Annotated in this window: 13 protein-coding genes; 7 read left to right on the forward strand and 6 right to left on the reverse strand. The window is 33.1% G+C overall.

All coding sequences use genetic code 11. The annotated features are described in order from the left end of the window. Window positions 1-12 precede the first annotated feature (12 nt). Window positions 13-1,200: a serine hydrolase domain-containing protein gene (locus tag FHK87_RS18210; RefSeq protein WP_140595205.1), complete on the forward strand. Its 1,188-nt coding sequence runs from the start codon at window positions 13-15 to the stop codon at window positions 1,198-1,200. 211 nt (window positions 1,201-1,411) lie between these two features. Here the strand turns inward: FHK87_RS18210 and FHK87_RS18215 are convergent, their stop codons facing one another. From FHK87_RS18215 to FHK87_RS18240, 6 genes are all read right to left on the reverse strand, one after another. Beyond that, window positions 1,412-2,341: an NHL repeat-containing protein gene (locus FHK87_RS18215; protein WP_140595206.1), complete on the reverse strand. Its 930-nt coding sequence runs from the start codon at window positions 2,339-2,341 to the stop codon at window positions 1,412-1,414. Window positions 2,342-2,365: 24 nt separating this feature from the next. Next, window positions 2,366-3,295 carry an NHL repeat-containing protein gene (locus tag FHK87_RS18220; protein WP_140595207.1) on the reverse strand — a complete coding sequence of 310 codons (930 nt, stop codon included), beginning with the start codon at window positions 3,293-3,295 and terminating at the stop codon, window positions 2,366-2,368. A gap of 79 nt (window positions 3,296-3,374) precedes the next feature. After that, complete coding sequence (locus FHK87_RS18225; protein ID WP_140595208.1) at window positions 3,375-4,496, reverse strand: helix-turn-helix domain-containing protein; 1,122 nt, start codon at window positions 4,494-4,496, stop codon at window positions 3,375-3,377. A 218-nt stretch (window positions 4,497-4,714) separates the two neighbouring features. Continuing rightward, entirely contained in the window at window positions 4,715-5,614 is a 900-nt protein-coding gene (locus tag FHK87_RS18230) for an aldo/keto reductase (protein ID WP_140595209.1), read from the reverse strand. Between the two features lie 23 nt (window positions 5,615-5,637). Continuing rightward, window positions 5,638-5,997: a YraN family protein gene (locus FHK87_RS18235; protein ID WP_140595210.1), complete on the reverse strand. Its 360-nt coding sequence runs from the start codon at window positions 5,995-5,997 to the stop codon at window positions 5,638-5,640. 28 nt (window positions 5,998-6,025) lie between these two features. Further along, window positions 6,026-6,928 (reverse strand): S66 peptidase family protein, encoded by a 903-nt coding sequence (locus tag FHK87_RS18240; protein ID WP_140595211.1) that lies wholly within the window; start codon window positions 6,926-6,928, stop codon window positions 6,026-6,028. Window positions 6,929-7,031: 103 nt separating this feature from the next. Here FHK87_RS18240 and FHK87_RS18245 point away from each other — a divergent pair, with 103 nt between their 5' ends. The 6 genes from FHK87_RS18245 (at window position 7,032) to FHK87_RS18270 (ending at window position 17,408) form a co-directional block, all read left to right on the forward strand. After that, window positions 7,032-8,549, forward strand: coding sequence for a DUF1800 domain-containing protein (locus tag FHK87_RS18245; protein WP_140595212.1), 1,518 nt, complete (start codon window positions 7,032-7,034; stop codon window positions 8,547-8,549). Window positions 8,550-8,555: 6 nt separating this feature from the next. Then, window positions 8,556-10,187 carry a DUF1501 domain-containing protein gene (locus tag FHK87_RS18250; RefSeq protein WP_140595213.1) on the forward strand — a complete coding sequence of 544 codons (1,632 nt, stop codon included), beginning with the start codon at window positions 8,556-8,558 and terminating at the stop codon, window positions 10,185-10,187. A gap of 400 nt (window positions 10,188-10,587) precedes the next feature. Continuing rightward, the gene (locus FHK87_RS18255) at window positions 10,588-12,048 is read left to right on the forward strand and encodes a DUF1800 domain-containing protein (RefSeq protein WP_140595214.1); all 1,461 of its coding nucleotides are present in this window, start codon (window positions 10,588-10,590) and stop codon (window positions 12,046-12,048) included. Between the two features lie 5 nt (window positions 12,049-12,053). After that, window positions 12,054-13,667 (forward strand): DUF1501 domain-containing protein, encoded by a 1,614-nt coding sequence (locus FHK87_RS18260; protein WP_140595215.1) that lies wholly within the window; start codon window positions 12,054-12,056, stop codon window positions 13,665-13,667. A 196-nt stretch (window positions 13,668-13,863) separates the two neighbouring features. Then, on the forward strand, window positions 13,864-15,918 hold the full coding sequence (metG, locus tag FHK87_RS18265) for a methionine--tRNA ligase (protein WP_140595216.1): 2,055 nt from the start codon (window positions 13,864-13,866) through the stop codon (window positions 15,916-15,918). A 59-nt stretch (window positions 15,919-15,977) separates the two neighbouring features. Further along, complete coding sequence (locus FHK87_RS18270; RefSeq protein WP_140595217.1) at window positions 15,978-17,408, forward strand: hypothetical protein; 1,431 nt, start codon at window positions 15,978-15,980, stop codon at window positions 17,406-17,408. Window positions 17,409-17,412 lie beyond the last annotated feature (4 nt).

A 17,412-nucleotide genomic window follows, 5' to 3' on the forward strand; every position in this document is an offset into this window, starting at 1 on the left:
ACATCTATTGCCATGAAAAAAATCTATATAACACTCATAGTTTGCACATTATTGATCCTAAGTTATTTTTTATTCCAACCTATTTTTGATTATACTACAGGATGGATGAATCTTCCCAAAGAAACCAATCAATTAGCCATAAAGCATCCTGATGCCAGATCTAAAAAAGCAGATGATACACTAAAAGAAATTTATAAAGATCTCAAAAGTCCTGCAGTATCAATAGCTGTAAGCTCCAATGAAGGAATCATCTGGTCAAATGCTATCGGTTATCAAGATGTTCAACATAAAATTGCTGCTACTACCGACACAAAATTCAGAATCGGAAGTTCTTCTAAAGCAGTAACTTCCTTAGGTATTGGAGTACTTCTGGAAAATCAAAATTTAAATTTAGATGCAACAGTGAATGACTTTGTACCATATGCCAGTCAAAACCTTAAGTCTATCAAATTGAAAGAATTGGCATCTCATACCTCGGGAATTCGTAATTATAAGACTTGCTTTTGTTTTCCGATATGGGAATATTACAATAACGATGAGTATGCTAATGTAGAAGAAAGTGTTGCTATTTTTAATGGAGATGATTTATTATTTACTCCTGGATCAAGTTTTAGCTACAGTTCTTATAATTATACACTACTAAGCGCAATGATTGAAGGTGCTTCTAAAACCAGTTTTGAACATTTTATGACTGAAAATGTATTCAAACCTCTAAAAATAAAGGATATTCTTTTTGAAAAAGAAAGTATTAGCTCACCAACTATTTCAACATTTTATGAAGTAGAAGGTGTAAAAACCAAAGCATCTTTTAAAATAAACAACAGCAACAAATGGTCAGGAGGTGGGTTAATCGCTACTCCGTCGAGTCTGGTTACCTTAGGAAAAGCATTACTTAATCATGAACTTTTTTCAGAACAAACCACAACATCTTTATTAAAACCTGTACCATTGACTAATGGAGAAATAAATAAACAAAATTATGCAATAGGATGGCGTAATGATACTGTAGTTGATAAATTGGGTGCAAATACTCAAACACAAATTTTACATCATGGAGGTACCGCTTTGGGGGCTACTTCTTTATTGATTTTATTTCCAGAACACCAATTGTCAATTTCTATATTAATGAACAGAAGTGGATCTTCATCAGCATTATTTGATCATGCATATAAAATCGCAAAACTATTTATTGAGAATTAAAAACTATATTCTGCTTCATCTAGTATTCTAATATCAATTTCTTTAAAACCTCAAAAAAAAAATAATGCTAGACAACCGGGGGAGGAATAAAACCGAGTTTCTGATGTATCCCCCGGAAATCTAACATACTTTGAAAGGAATTATGATGTATTACCAATTATAGATGTATGAACTTGCTGTAGTTTACATCTAAATAATGTCTTCCTGATATTTATAATTTGATTTTACGAAGTCCCCCGATTCCTGTGTATTCTGATATATATAATGTTTTGGTATACTTATTTGAAGAAATTCCGTTTGGATTACTAAGTGAAGCTTCTAGCAAAGGTCCATCGACTTGTGCTGCCTCTCCGTTGCCTGCCAAAATTTCTATTTCGCCGGTCATCGATACTTTATAGATATAATTTACTGCAATTCCTGTTGCGTATATTACATCATTGATTACTGTTATATATCCTATCCCAAAATTTTGAATCACAATATCAGGGATATTTGCAATCAAAGAAATCTCTCCGTTACTACTTATTTTATAAATATCTGCTGTTATAAAATTTGCCACAATTACATTTCCTTGACTATCCAAATCTATTCCTACTCCCCCGGCTAGTCTTGGGTCATTTGCCAAAACAATCACTTCGCCATCACGTGTAATTTTATGTACTGTAGGTGCTGTATAATTTGATATATATAAATTATCTTGAGCATCTATCGTCATACTACTTGGCCATCCATCTATAGCAGCAATTACTTTTCGATCTCCGTTTGGCGCAATTCTTAATACTTCTCCTCTAATCGTGTTGTTATCATTATTGACATACAGGTTTCCTCTAGAATCCTTGGCTGTTCCCATTGGGCCGGATAATCCCTGTATCGTATCTAAAATTTTACCTCTTGGTGATACTTTAAAAACTCGAGTACCACTACCTCCTGTATTTACAAATCTACCATACTCAGAAATATAAATAAATCCTTTTCGATCTACAGATACAGCTCCATTTGCAGCAAAATCACTAATTAAAGTTTCTATCTCTGGATCAGGAGTAACACCATCACCATAACACGATGATAAACATACTGAAATACAAAACAAAAAAAATGACCCTACTATTACTGATAAACTATTTTTTAAAAATGATTTCATGATTATATATTTAGTATTGATTGATTAATATTTTAATTTTATTTTTCTTACTGATCCTGAACCTCCAAATTCTGAAATATAAAGAGCCCTTTCGTATTTATCAGAGGTAATCCCATTAGGACCATTAAATGATGCTTCTTCTATTGGACCATCTATAGTTGCCGCATCTCCCGTACCGGCAAATTCTTCGACTTTACCATCTTGTAGTGAAACCCTAAAAATTTTATTTACGGCTATGCCAGTAGCAAATACTGAATTACCGACAACCGTAGAATATCCAATACCAAAACCATTTACAACAATATCCGGAATTGTCGCTACCAAAGAAACTGAACCATCTGTGCTTATTGATAAGATATCTGCTGTACTAAAATTGCTAACCACAAGGTTACCTTTACGATCAAAATCGATCCCTACACATCCTGCTAATCTTGGATCAGAAGCGTATACTGAAACTTCACCATCCGGAGTAATTTTATGTACTGTTGGAGTAGCAAAATTAGAGACATAAATATTATTCTTATAATCAAGTGTAAGTCCGCTTGGCCACCCATCTATAGTAGCTAAAACGATACGGTCTCCATTCGGAGTAACTTTAAGCACATCTCCTCTAGCAGTATTATTGGCATTATTTACATAAAAATTACCTTGATTATCTATTGCATTTCCTAATGGACCTATTAGTCCTGTTATAAATTCAGAGACATCTCCTTGTTTATTTATTTTTAAAATTCGGGTTCCGTTACCACCTGTATTTTCAAACTGGCCATACTCAGATACAAATACATTTCCTCTCCTATCTACGCTTACCGCATCGTTACCTGCAAAATCAGAAACAACTGTTTCTACTTCTACATCAGGATCGATACCATCGCCATGACAAGAGGATAAAATTGTGCAGAAAGCGACTGCAATACAAAAGATAAATGCTTTGATTTTGGTACTTCGTTTCATAATTTAATTGTTTAAGTTATGAGCTCAAAGTATTGCAGAAAATAGTATAAATCGACGTTTTGGATCGTCTCGAACTTATTTATGAGAGTACTTGCATTTGTTTGATGTAGTTACTGGGGGTATCATTCATCTCTAATTTAAAAGCTTTATTAAAAGTCGACTTCGAATTAAACCCAACTTCAATAGAAATGGCAAGAATTGTATGATCAAGATGTTCTCTATTCTCAATTTTTTTCAAAAACTCTTGTATTCGATAGCGATTTATATAATCATAAAAATTACTATCTAATACGGTATTCAAATACCATGATATATTATGTGTTGAAGTATCTAAACGTTCGGAGAGGTAACGTAATGTCAAATCAGGTTTTAAAAAAAGCTTTTCATTCTCCATTACATATTTTAAATCTCTTTTCAGATTCTTAATTTGATCCTGTGGTAATCTTTTTTGCGGCTTAACTTTTATTTTTTCAAAAGATATCCTAAAAAGCTCAGGCTCTTTCAGACTATAATAACCAATGATAAAAATAAAGATAGAAATACTACCCCATACAGTATTATAATTTATAAATTTTACAGCGTAATTAAAGAAGTTTATAGAAATAAAACTGACAATCCAAAAAAGAATAAACACGCCAATAGCAATCTGAAAAAACTTAAGAAAAGAAACCAAATTCTGTTGAAAAGAAACTTTGTTTTTCTGTTCTTTTGAATATCTATTTAGTAACCCAACGTTCAAAATCCAATAATATATATTTGATAAAAGCCCAAGACCTTCTACAATAATAAAAGGAATTGTAAAGTACCCGAGAGCATATTGTTCTTCAAATTGTGTTGTTGTAAGAATCAATATATAAGTTGCAAAAATCACTTGTACTACTGCTGGTATGTAATGATATAACGGAAGTTGAAATCGAGTTTGTTGTGAAAATAACAATCGCCTAAAATAAATAGTACACAAAGGACCAAAAAGAAATATTACTGTATCAATAAGAATAGTAAACTGAAATAATCTAACAGTGAGATATTTAAAGAAAATCATCCTTCCCAAAAGCATTAGTACAGCCATTATTAATATAATAGACAATACTTTGTTTGCTGGTCGATTTTTATTTTTAATAATCTGAATTGTAATCGCCAGAAACACTCCTTGGCTAATGCCAAAAAACAAAATAAGGTCTAAAAATTCGAAAGATTGCATGTATACTATTTCTTTTTTTGATATAAGAAGTAAAAAACCTTTGGAGCAAGCCTACAAGTCATTTACAGGAAATTGATTTCTGATTTCGAGGTAAGCCTCCGGGCATTTAAATCTCGATTATCGAGTAAAACTATCGTAATACCTTCAATTTTTCGACCGAATGGATCGATTCGCACGTGTAAAATGATAAATTTTCTCCTAAAAATATTTCTTCTGTACTATCTATGCAAATCATATGTGTTCGCTTTACTTATTTTATACAACACCTCTAACTCTTCAGATAAAAGTGGGATTGTCTGTAATGTTGCTAAACATTCTTCTAATTGATGAGCTGTTCTTATTCCCAAAACAGCAGAAGTTATAGTAGGTTGTTGAATTACAAATTGTAATGCAGTATTACAAATAGTTTTGTTTGTGGCAATTGATATTTGCGTAAGCTTATCGATAACTTTTTTAGTCTCTGTAGTATTGTAATCCAGATATTCTTTGGCAGGTTTTCCGGCAAGTATTCCTTTTGCTAATCCTCCTCTTGCCAATACACCTATATTATGATCATATAATAATTGCAGACACTCTTCTTCTGCCCTTCGATCCAAGAGACTATATTGCATCATAACACTTACCATATTTGATTGCTTTACATACTCTTTTATCACATTAGGACGTATGGATGAAATCCCATAATATCTGATTTTACCCTCTCTTTTTAATATCTCAAAAGCTTCAATCGTTTCGTCAATAGGATCATCAATCGTTCCGCCATGTAATTGATAAAGGTCAATATAATCGGTTTGCAATCTTTTCAAACTATCTTCTACAGCCTTAAGAATATAGGACTTTCTAGGATTCCAATCCCAGTTTTTACCATCTTCTCTAATTTGGTTTCCTACTTTTGTAGCGATGATAACATCCTTACGGAAATTTTTTATCGATCGTCCCAATACTTCCTCATTATATCCATTTTGATATAAATCAGCAGTATCAAAATAATTAATTCCTTTTTCAAAAGCGTTGTGAATTAATCGTTCTGAAGTGCTAAAATCCTCTTTAAGTGACATGCAACCAAACGATAATTCACTCACAAACAATTCTGATACTCCTAATTGATTGTATTTCATAGATAATATTGTTTTAGAAATAATTAGAAATGATAAAATGCATCTTCAAGATGTTCGGTTCTTGTTCCTAATGTATTTGTTATAATTGCGATAATATCAAATCGTATTTCTACATCGAGGTCATGGTCAATAACATATTGATTTGCGGCCTTAATCAAGGATTGAATCTGCTTTGGTTTTACAAAATCTTGTGGATTGCCAAAATCTGAAGTACTCCGGGTTTTGACCTCTACAATACTAAGGATATCTTCCTTTTTGGCAATAATATCGATCTCATGCCTAAGATATCTATAGTTTGTTTCTAAAATCTCATAACCTTTGCGAAGTAGTGTATCTACTGCCAATTGTTCACCTTTTTTACCAAGAGTATGTTTTTCTGACATTAATTTATGGTTTTATCTGGATAAAAAATTACGATTTTATGTATTGTAATGTGGTTTGATCCTCATCTACTTCTAAGATTGCTTCTGCTCCCAAAATCAATGTATAATTATCTTCAATATGCCCCATAGGAAATTTGAAAGCTACTGGAAAATCATATTCTTCTACAATATCAAGAATAATTCGTTTTACTTTTTTTCCAAAAGGGATCGCATTATCATGCATTTTGGTCATTCCTCCCACAATTAATCCGGATAAATGATCAAAATAACCATTACGTTTCAAGTTATAAAGCATACGATCTACATGATACAAATATTCGTCTAAATCTTCAATACAAAGTATCTTTCCTGAAGTATTTATTGCGGCATCAGAACCACACAAAGAATATAGAATAGACAAATTACCTCCTACCAATTGACCTCTAGCTGTGCCTAAACGATTTTTTTTTGAAGACGCTGCCTCAAAATCATTTATGTTTCCAAAAAGAGTATTTTTAAATGAAAGTATAGCTTCGAGAGTACTTTTATGAAAATCTATTGGCATAGGAGCATGCAATGTACAAATGTCTAAATTATGTACATGTGAATGAAATACTGTAATATCAGAATATCCTATAATCCATTTTGGAAACTTATTAAAAGTAGAAAAGTCTATTAAATCAATAATCCTTATTGTACCATACCCGCCTCTGGCACACCAAATTGCTTTTATATCAGGATCATCGAGCATTTTTTGAAAATCAACAGCTCTTTCTTGATCAGTTCCCGCAAATTGATGATTTTCTGATCCTATTGTTGAACCTATTACAGGAGCTAATCCCCACTCTTTTAGTAACCTAACAGCTTCTCTTATCTCTTTGATATCAATCTTTCGCGCTGTAGAAACGATGGCAATTTTATCCCCTTTTTTAACAAAATCAGGTTTAAACATTTACTAAAATTTAACTTTTATAACACTAATTAACAAATACTTTCGTTATAAACTATTATATTGTGAGCAAAATATCCCTAGAAATCTATTTAAATATACGCCTATGATGTCGGATACTTCGTGTAATCTAGCAACTCTAGACCCATACGTGCCTTCTCCTGCAGATCCATTTGATGTTACAAAAATAAATCATTTATATCGTAGGATCGCTTTTGGTGCTTCTAAAGCAGAAGTACTTGCGGCACTTGCACAAAATGACCCTTCTGCACTTGTAGAACAACTTATCGAAGATGCAAAAATGCTCAATGCTACAATGCTTCCACCGTGGAGCACTTGGAACAGAGACCAATTTGAAGCTGCAGAAAATGCTAATAGAGATAATAATACCGGCTTTTACAAAAGAGAAGGAAAAAATCAAATGGTTAATGATATGATCCAAAATAAGGTGCGTGACCGCCTTACTCTATTTTGGAGTAACCATTTTGTGACAGAAGATGATACGTATAGAAGTCCCGCATATCAAGTGCAATATTATAATATTTTGCAAATGGATGCTATGGGAAGTTTTAGAGATCTCGTATATGATATCGGTATCTGTAATGCCATGCTAGAATACTTGAATGGTGATGAAAATGTTGAAGATCGTCCAAATGAAAACTATGCTCGAGAATTGTATGAGCTTTTTACACTTGGTATTGATAATGATTACACCGAACAAGATATTCAGGAAACGTCAAGGGCATTAACAGGATATGTAGATCGACAAGGTATTCCTTGGGGAGATATTATTCTAGATCCCACAAGATTTGATAATGGTACAAAAACAATCTTTGGCAGAACAGGAAACTTTACCTACGATGATGTTATCGATATCCTTTTTCAAGAAAGAGAGAATCAGGTAGCTACTTTTATTTGTACTAAACTCTACAGTTATTTTGTAAGTCCTACTTGTAGTGAGGCTATTGTTGCAGAAATGGCAAATACATTTATTAGTAGCGGGTTTGACATTTCTGAAGTATTGAAACAGCTTTTCAAAAGCCAACATTTCTTTAATCAAGAAGCTATAGGAGCCATTATAAAGAGTCCTTGTGATCTTATGATTTGCTTTTATAATGAATTAGGTTTTGACCTTGGTATTATGGATATTAATGATTATATCCGTGGTACTGTGCGCATGCTGGGTCAGGATGTACTTAACCCTATCGACGTAGAAGGATGGCAACTTGATGAAGATTGGATCAGTCCGGACCTCCTAATAGGAAGATGGGAAAGTGCACGATTTATTATCAATCGTGCAAAAGAAGCAGACATGAACCAATTTAGAGATTTTGTTGTTGGATTACCAATAGGAACTGCTGCCGATGGAAATCTAGATGTATCATTAAGCGGCCCGGATGTAGAAATTGTGGTAAGAGCTATTGTAAATTACTTTTTTCCAAGAGGGATTCAAGATGATGTTATCTTTAATGAAATATTAGAGGTTTTTAAAGATATTTTCCCTCCTACCTATTACGAAATTGGAGGAAGCCCAACATGGGATCTTGGTTTTGCCGAGGTTTCAGAACAATTTTGTGCATTATTAGACTATATTGTCGATATCCCCGAATTCCAACTCAAATAAAATGCTATGTGTGATACTAATCATTCTCAAAATATAAAGTCAAAAAAAGACGGTTCTTGTAATACCGAAGATCATAAAAAATGGAATAGAAGGTCTTTTCTACAAGCTATGGGTCTTGTAGGTGGAGGCTCTATGATGTTGGCAAATACACCTCTTTCTGTATCAAGACCTTCTCCTCTATCTCTTGCCTTGAGTGAAGTAGAAAATGACAACATACTGGTAATTGTTCGTTTACAAGGTGGTAATGATGGATTTAACACAATTATACCTGTATACGATTACGATACTTACGCTAATGCAAGACCGTTAATTAAAATTCCGCCAAGTGAATTTATAACGCTTAATGAAGATTTTGCTATGCCAAAGCCTATGAACAAGCTTGAAAGAGTTTGGGGTGACGGGCAAATGAAAGTTGTGCATGGTGTAGGATATGATGATTCTTCATTATCACATTTTAGAGGATCAGATATCTATGCTAATACAAACTTAGTCGAAGATGATCGAACAGGTTTTATGGGTAGATACTTTAATGAGATCTATCCTGATTTCTTTTTTAATCCTCCTGCAAGTCCTCCTTCAATACAAATTGGTAGTATAGGAAATTTAATTTTCAGAGGACCTCAAAATGATTTCTCTTTTGCGGTTTCAAGTCCGCAAAGATTAACTCAAATTATAGAAAATGAAACGTTTTATAATTTGAATGGTCTTGCCAATTGTACTTATGATGATAAAGTCCGTTTCTTAAGAGAAGCTACAAATACTACGTTTAATTACGCAGAAGTAATAAGTGCTGCTTTTGAAAGATCTTCTGAATACACAGGAGGCACATATTTGGATGATAGCTTAGGAAGACAATTTCGTATCATATCGAGATTGATCAGAGGTGGTTTAGGAACCAAAGTATATCTGGTAACATTAGGAGGTTTTGACACTCATAACAATCAAATACAAAGACATCAAACACTACTAAATTCATTTTCTGAAGGTTTAAGTACTTTTTATGATGATCTTACTGCTGCAGGCTGGGATGATAAAGTACTTACGATGACAACATCAGAATTCGGAAGACGCTTTAAAGAGAATGGATCATTAGGTACAGATCATGGTACTGCAGCACCCACAATGTTTTTTGGATCTCCACTAAACGGAAATGGTTTTGTAGGAGAACACCCTGATATGTCTAGTCTTACTCGTGGTGGAAACGTTATCGAGACTACAGATTTTAGACAAGTATATGCTACAGTTATGAAAGAATGGTTGTGTATAGACGAAGGCACTGTAGGCAAAGTTCTTTTGGAAGGGAGTCCTCTAGAATCTTTGGATTTAGGTTTTAATTGCTCAGGAACTAGTTCTTCTGGACTACCAACTGACGGAGAGAGCTTAACTCATATCCCTACTTACAGCGATAACCAAACATTTATTACTATTATTTCGCCACAAACTACGCATATAGATGTTGAATTATTTAACGCGGTAGGACAAAAAGTAGCTACATTGAGCAACGATATGTTGATGGAGCGAGCAGAACTCATTATTAATGTAAAAGAGGCAGCAAATACCAAATTAAGTACTGGCCCTTATATATATCGAATCAAAACTAACAGTGGTAACTTTAGTAAGTCTATCATTATTTCTTAAAAGAAAAAAGAAACAAACTATATTAAAAAAATCCTGAATGTACTTCCATTCAGGATTTTTTATGGTTTTTCTATAGTTGAAGAATGGTAATCTTTGACATCATGCAAATTTTAGATTCGTTAAAATACATGACGAATGTAAAAGTCTTCTATACATTTTTTAGCAAAAATTCGGATTAAAGCCTCTGTAAAAGAGTACATTTTTAAAAAAATTAACACTTGAAAAACTAGTAAATACAGAGCACACGCAACATTTAAAAAACAAATATTAACACTTATTAACATTCATTAACTTACTAAAGAATTATCGCACGAAACATTTAAAAAACAAGAGCAATTAAAAGTTAAAGGTTTACGTTTACTATACCAAGATAACCCGTAAACACAAATTTAACACCCTCATGATGCCAACAGACACCTCTTGTAATGTTGCTACATTGTCTATTTATACCCCATCATCATCTAACCCTTGGAATAAACAAAAAGTAAATCACCTGTATCGAAGAATAGGGTTTGGAGCATCCTCAAGTATGATGACAGAAGCTCTAACAAAAACACCTTCTAGTCTAGTTGATCAACTTGTACAAGAAGCTTTAGATTTAGTTCCTACTGCCGCTCCTCGTTGGGGGTATTGGGTTAGAGATCAATTCTTAAGATCTTCTACAACCCCTCCTGAATACAAGAGGATATGGAAAACTCAAATTATAGACGATCTATCAAAAAATAACCTTAGAGATCGTTTAACACTATTTTGGAGCAATCATTTTGTTACAGAAGAACTTGTGTATCAAAGCCCGGCATACATGTTTCAATATTACAATCTTTTACAATTACACGCGCTTGGTAATTTTAAAGCATTTGTAAAAGACATTGGTCTTAGTTCGGCTATGTTGGTATATCTAAATGGTTTTGAAAGCACTAAAAATGATCCGAATGAAAATTATGCACGTGAATTATATGAACTTTTTACGCTCGGTGTTGATAATGGTTATGATCAAAATGATATTATAGAAACTTCGCGAGCCTTAACAGGATGGAATAAAGAAGACAAGAGATGGGGTCCAATCTTATTTGACACAGATAATTTTGATGATGGAACTAAAACTATTTTTGGGCAAACCGGCAACTGGGGTTATGACGATGTCATAGACATACTTTTTACACAAAGAACTGATCAAATAGCAAAATTTATTTGTAAAAAATTATATCGCTATTTTATAAGTCCTAATAGCAATGAAACGATTATAAATCAGCTAGCAACTACTTTTGTCGACAATGATTTTGAAATTGCTCCGGTGATGAAACAACTTTTTAAGAGCGAGCATTTTTTTGATGAAAAAAGTATTGGTGTTATCATTAAAAGCCCAATCGATATTCAAGTATCTTTCTTAAAAGAATTGGATTTTAAATTTGCATCTAGTTTTAATGTCAATAGTATCGTTCGAGGAGGAAGCATCAATCTCGGTCAGGATGTCATGAATCCAATTGATGTAGCAGGGTGGCAAGGTGATACTGATTGGATAGATTCTAGTTCTCTTACTACCCGATGGGACTTAATAAGTAGATATCTTTCTGCCGCATGGGTACATAATCAAGAACAGTTTAGAACCATTGCAAAAGAAATTATAGAAGGTAACTCTAATGATGTTGAGTTGGTATCTCGCTCAATTATGGATTACTTTTTCTCTAGAGAATTAGTTAGTGAAACTGATTATAGCCAAGCCCTAGTTATTTTTAAAGATCAGGTTCCAGAAAATTATTTTGAAGACGGTACCTGGGATTTAGACTGGGATACGGCTCCTAGACAAGTTTTTCAATTACTTAAATTTTTAATCAAAATTCCCGAATTCCAGCTTAAATAGTAACTATGTGTAATACTCATCATAATAAAATAAAACAAAATAACGCAGGTTGTAACCATCAAGATCATAAAAAATGGAACAGGCGTTCGTTCTTACAAGCATTAGGAATGGTTGGTGGAGGAGCTGTTACATTTGCTAATACTGCCCTATCGGTAGTAAAACCTTCTCCTCTATCAGTTGCACTAAACGAATCTGAAACAGATCGTGTGCTTATTTTAATACGGTTAAAGGGAGGTAACGATGGACTCAATACCATAGTACCCATTAATCAATATGATACTTATGCAAACGCTCGCCCATCTATTCGAATAAAAGAGGACCAGTTATTCAATCTTGATAGTAACTTCGGAATGCCTAATTATGCACAAAAATTGGAGCGCATGTGGGGGGATGGAAAAATGAAAGTCGTGCATGGGGTTGGATATAATGACTCATCCTTATCACATTTCAAAGGATCAGATATATGGGCATCTTCTGATGTGACACGTACACAAAATAACGGATGGTTAGGTCGATACTTCGAAAATTTATATCCTGATTATCTAGTGAACCCACCTGAAAAACCCGTAGCAATTCAAATAGGAAGCAATGGTAATCTTATTTTTGAAGGTGATGATCTTAATTTTGCATTTTCTGCCGCAGATCCCAAAAAATTATTTGATATCGCTCAAAATGGAACATTATATGATTTTGACAACCTTCCTGATTGTACATATGGAGAAAAAGTAGGGTTTCTAAAAGGTGTGGCTAATACCACTTTTACATACGCAGGAGTCATTAATGAAGCTTATGAAAAATCTAATGATTATGGTGATTATCCCGATAACAATCTATCCAGACAACTCAGTATTATATCAAGACTTATCAAAGGTAATCTTGGAACAAAAGTATATTTAGTTACCATTGGCAGTTTTGACACCCACAACGATCAACCGAATAGACATCAAGAATTAATTTCACAATTAACTGAAACAATATCTTATTTTTATGAAGATCTTGGTGATGCCGGTTGGGATGACAAAGTAGTTGCAATGACCATTTCAGAATTTGGTCGTCGAGTAAAACAAAATGGGTCTAATGGTACGGATCATGGTACTGCAGCTCCGGTTATGCTGTTTGGAAAAGGACTAGAAGGTAATGGATTTATTGGCGAACATCCTGACCTAACACAACTTACCAAAAACGGGGATATGACACATTCTGTAGATTTTAGGCAACTATATGCTTCAGTAATGAAAGAATGGTTGTGCATTGACGAAAACCTAGTGAAACAAGTATTATTGGGAGAAGAATATGAGTCACTTGATTTAGGATTTTCTTGTAGTTCTAGCATCGAAAACCCTATAACTGATAACGAACAAATTTTTGAGCATTTGGTCACATATTCCGAAAACCAATCTTTCTTACATATCACCAATACAAAATCCGCCCATGTAGATATATCACTTTATAATTTAACCGGGCAAAAAGTAGCAACGCTTAGAAATGAAGTAATGATAGAAGGTAAACATATTATTAATATCAAAGAAGCTTCAAAGACCAATTTGGCAGAAGGATTTTATGCATACAGAATTGTAACCAACAAGAAAAAATACAGTAAACCTGTAATGATTTTATAAGTAATAAAAATTCTAGCTCAACTGTTTTAATTCTTTACAATTTACTTAAAAAGAGCATATTACAAAATTATTGTGTTTTATAATTTCAATATCTCTTATCGATGAGTTTAATGTATCTGTAAAATCTTTTTTTATATCTCAAAATCATATCGATTTATAGCAGTGTTTATTACCTTTGTGCCTTTATTTTTAGATTATGAGCACCACGGGAAGATATACAATTACAGCAGCATTACCATATACCAATGGACCAATTCATATTGGTCATTTAGCAGGTGTTTACGTACCTGCCGATATTTATTCACGCTATCTTAGAATTACCGGCAACGATGTTGCCTTTATTTGTGGTAGTGATGAGCATGGCGCTGCTATCCCAATGCGTGCCAAAAAAGAAGGAGTCTCTCCTAAAGTGATTATTGATAAGTATCATGCGATTATCAAGAAGTCTTTTTCTGATTTTGGAATATCATTTGATAATTACTCAAGAACTTCTGCTCCTATCCATCATGAAACGGCATCGGAGTTCTTCAAAAAAATGTATGAAGACGATAAGTTTATCGAAGAGACTTCAGAACAATTGTATGATCCGGAAGCTAATCAGTTTTTAGCGGATCGTTTTGTTACAGGAACTTGTCCAAAATGTGGTCATGAAGAAGCGTATGGCGATCAATGTGAAAAATGTGGAAGTTCTCTTAATGCAACAGATCTTATCAATCCAAAATCTACAATATCTGGAGCAAAACCTGTATTAAAACAAACAAAGCATTGGTTTTTGCCCTTAGACCAATATGAAGATTTCTTAAAAGAATGGATTCTAAAAGGTCATAAAAAAGACTGGAAACCCAATGTATACGGTCAAATCAAATCCTGGATCGACGATGGATTACGTCCTCGTGCAGTTACCAGAGATCTGGATTGGGGAATCCCTGTTCCCGTAGAAGGTGCAGAAGGTAAAGTTTTATATGTATGGTTTGATGCTCCTATAGGGTATATTTCTTCTACCAAAGAATGGGCTGCTAGAGAAGGAAAAGACTGGGAACCTTATTGGAAAGATAAAGACACCAAACTTGTACATTTTATTGGAAAAGATAATATCGTTTTTCACTGTATTATATTTCCAAGTATGCTAAAAGCAGAAGGTAGCTATGTCTTGCCCGAAAATGTTCCTGCAAATGAATTTTTGAATCTGGAAGGCAATAAACTATCTACCTCAAAAAACTGGGCTGTTTGGTTGCATGAATATCTTGAAGAATTTCCTGATAAACAAGATGTTTTACGCTATGTCTTAACAGCTAATGCACCAGAAACTAAAGATAATGACTTTACCTGGAAGGACTTTCAGGCACGTAACAATAATGAGCTAGTTGCCATATTTGGTAATTTTATCAATCGTGTTGTGGTGCTTACTCACAAATATTACAATGGTATCATTCCTACACCGGATACTTTTTCTGAAGTTGATGAGCAAACTCTAAAAGAACTTAGAGCCTACCCAGCAGTGATTTCTAGTTCTATTGAGCGTTATCGATTTAGAGAAGCCAGCCAGGAATTGATGAATGTTGCTCGCCTCGGAAATAAATATCTAGCTGATGAAGAGCCTTGGAAGTTAATCAAAACCGACGAAGCACGTACCAAAACAGTAATGTATGTTGCGCTTCAGATCGCTTCGGCATTAGCAACTTTATCAGAACCGTTTTTGCCATTTACCAGTAGTAAACTAAAACATATTCTTGATCAGTCTGCAATACAATGGAACGATGTTGCCAAAAAAGAGGTATTACTCTCAGAAGGTCATCAAATTCAAAAAGGAGAATTGTTATTCTCTAAAATTGAAGATTCAGACATCCAAAAACAATTAGATAAGCTAGAAGCCACAAAAAAAGCCAATGAGGCAGAAAACAAAGCAGTAGAACCACAAAAAGATACTGCTACTTTTGATGATTTTACCAAATTAGACCTTAGAGTAGGTATTATTGTAGAAGCAGAAAAAATGCCTAAAACCAAAAAGCTATTAGTACTCAAAGTAGATACAGGAATCAATACCAGAACGATCGTTTCAGGCATTGCAGAACATTTTACTCCCGAAGAAGTGATAGGAAAAAAAGTAACGGTTTTAGTCAATCTCGCTCCTAGAAAATTGCGTGGTGTTGAGAGTGAAGGTATGATACTAATGACAGAAACTCCTCAAGGAAAATTAGTTTTTCTAAATCCTGACGAAGATGATGTAAATGCAGGTGCGGTGATAAGTTAAATTAGCTTCTAAGGTAACATAATCAATATATCATACATTAATAAGAAAATTCTTATTTAATGAAAAAAAATACTTTTGCTATATTCTTAGTTTTTTCAATTATATTTTCTTCTACTTCACAAGAAAAAGTTTTTGAAATACACGAAAGTTCCTTTAATCCTATTGGCAAGTCTAAAGAATCTTTTTCTGTACCTAATCAAAGAAAAACTGACGTAATGCTTCTGATAAAGGAGAAAATGAGAAATATGGCCTATTTACTTGATATAAACTATAAAATCAAGTCAAGTATATTTTCTGAAAAACTACCTAAAAATTATTCTGATTTACTTGGATATAACATACAAGGAAATACGTATTGTATATTTTTTAGTAACAGTAAAAATACCAAATATGGAGTTCAAATCTTTGATTTTGAAAATAAAACATCAAGTATTCAACTATTAGATTTTAAAATAAAAAAAGAATCGTTTGTTGAAACTATTAATTATAATAATAAATTTCACTTAATAACAATCAGTAACAATACTTCTGATTTAAACATTTATACATTCAATCAAAATTTTGAATTTCAAAAAAATACAATCTCACTAAAAGAGTTAGAATATGAAAATTCGATTGATGGTTCAATAGTAACCGCTTATGATAAGCTTATGCAGTATGATATATCCAAAGTTGAAAGTAATGTGCCGAACGCCATAGAAGTAACTTCAAAAAAAATTAAACTATACCTACAAGACGATCAGTTACTCTTAACTTTTGATCACAGAAGTAAAGAAACGCATATTTATCATATTAATCTAGAATCTTTTACATCAACATATCAAGCGATAGCTAAACCTTCTAAGATGGAGAAAGGCTATAAGATTAGTAATTCTTATATTTATTATAATAAGATATTTCAGATAGCGAGCTCTCCAAAAAAAATGAGGTTTACAATTAAAAAACTGGAGACTGGAAAACTTATTAAAGAATATGTGGTAAAACAAAAAGACTCTATTACTTTTAAAAATTCTCCTATTATACAAGATGGTTTTAGTTTCTTCACTGATTCTTCTAATAAGGTTAGGAAAATGGAAAAAACTTCAAAATATTTGAGAAAAATATCGCTTTCCGATATAGGGATTTCTGCCTATAAAATTAATAATAAATTTAACCTTAGACTAGGCAGTTTTAAAGAAGTACAAAGTGGAGGTGCTCCTATGCCAGGATTTCAAGGAATGCCCATTACTTCTGTAGGAGGATTTAATTTGATGTTTAATGGGTATCATAGCTATACTTCTGCTACATCAACATACATAAACTGCTTATTTGATGACAATTTCGAGCACTTAGAAGGAAAAGTTGAAGAAAATGTTTATGATAAGATAAAGAAATTTGAAAATGAGTTAAAGAGTAAACCAAAAGCAATCAATATTTTTACTCATAAAGACCGATTTTACTATGGTTTCTATGATAAGGAAAAGAAAAATTACGAAATATATAAGTTCTGATAAT

The organism is Aquimarina algicola (genome assembly GCF_006443095.1).
Classification (GTDB): domain Bacteria; phylum Bacteroidota; class Bacteroidia; order Flavobacteriales; family Flavobacteriaceae; genus Aquimarina; species Aquimarina algicola.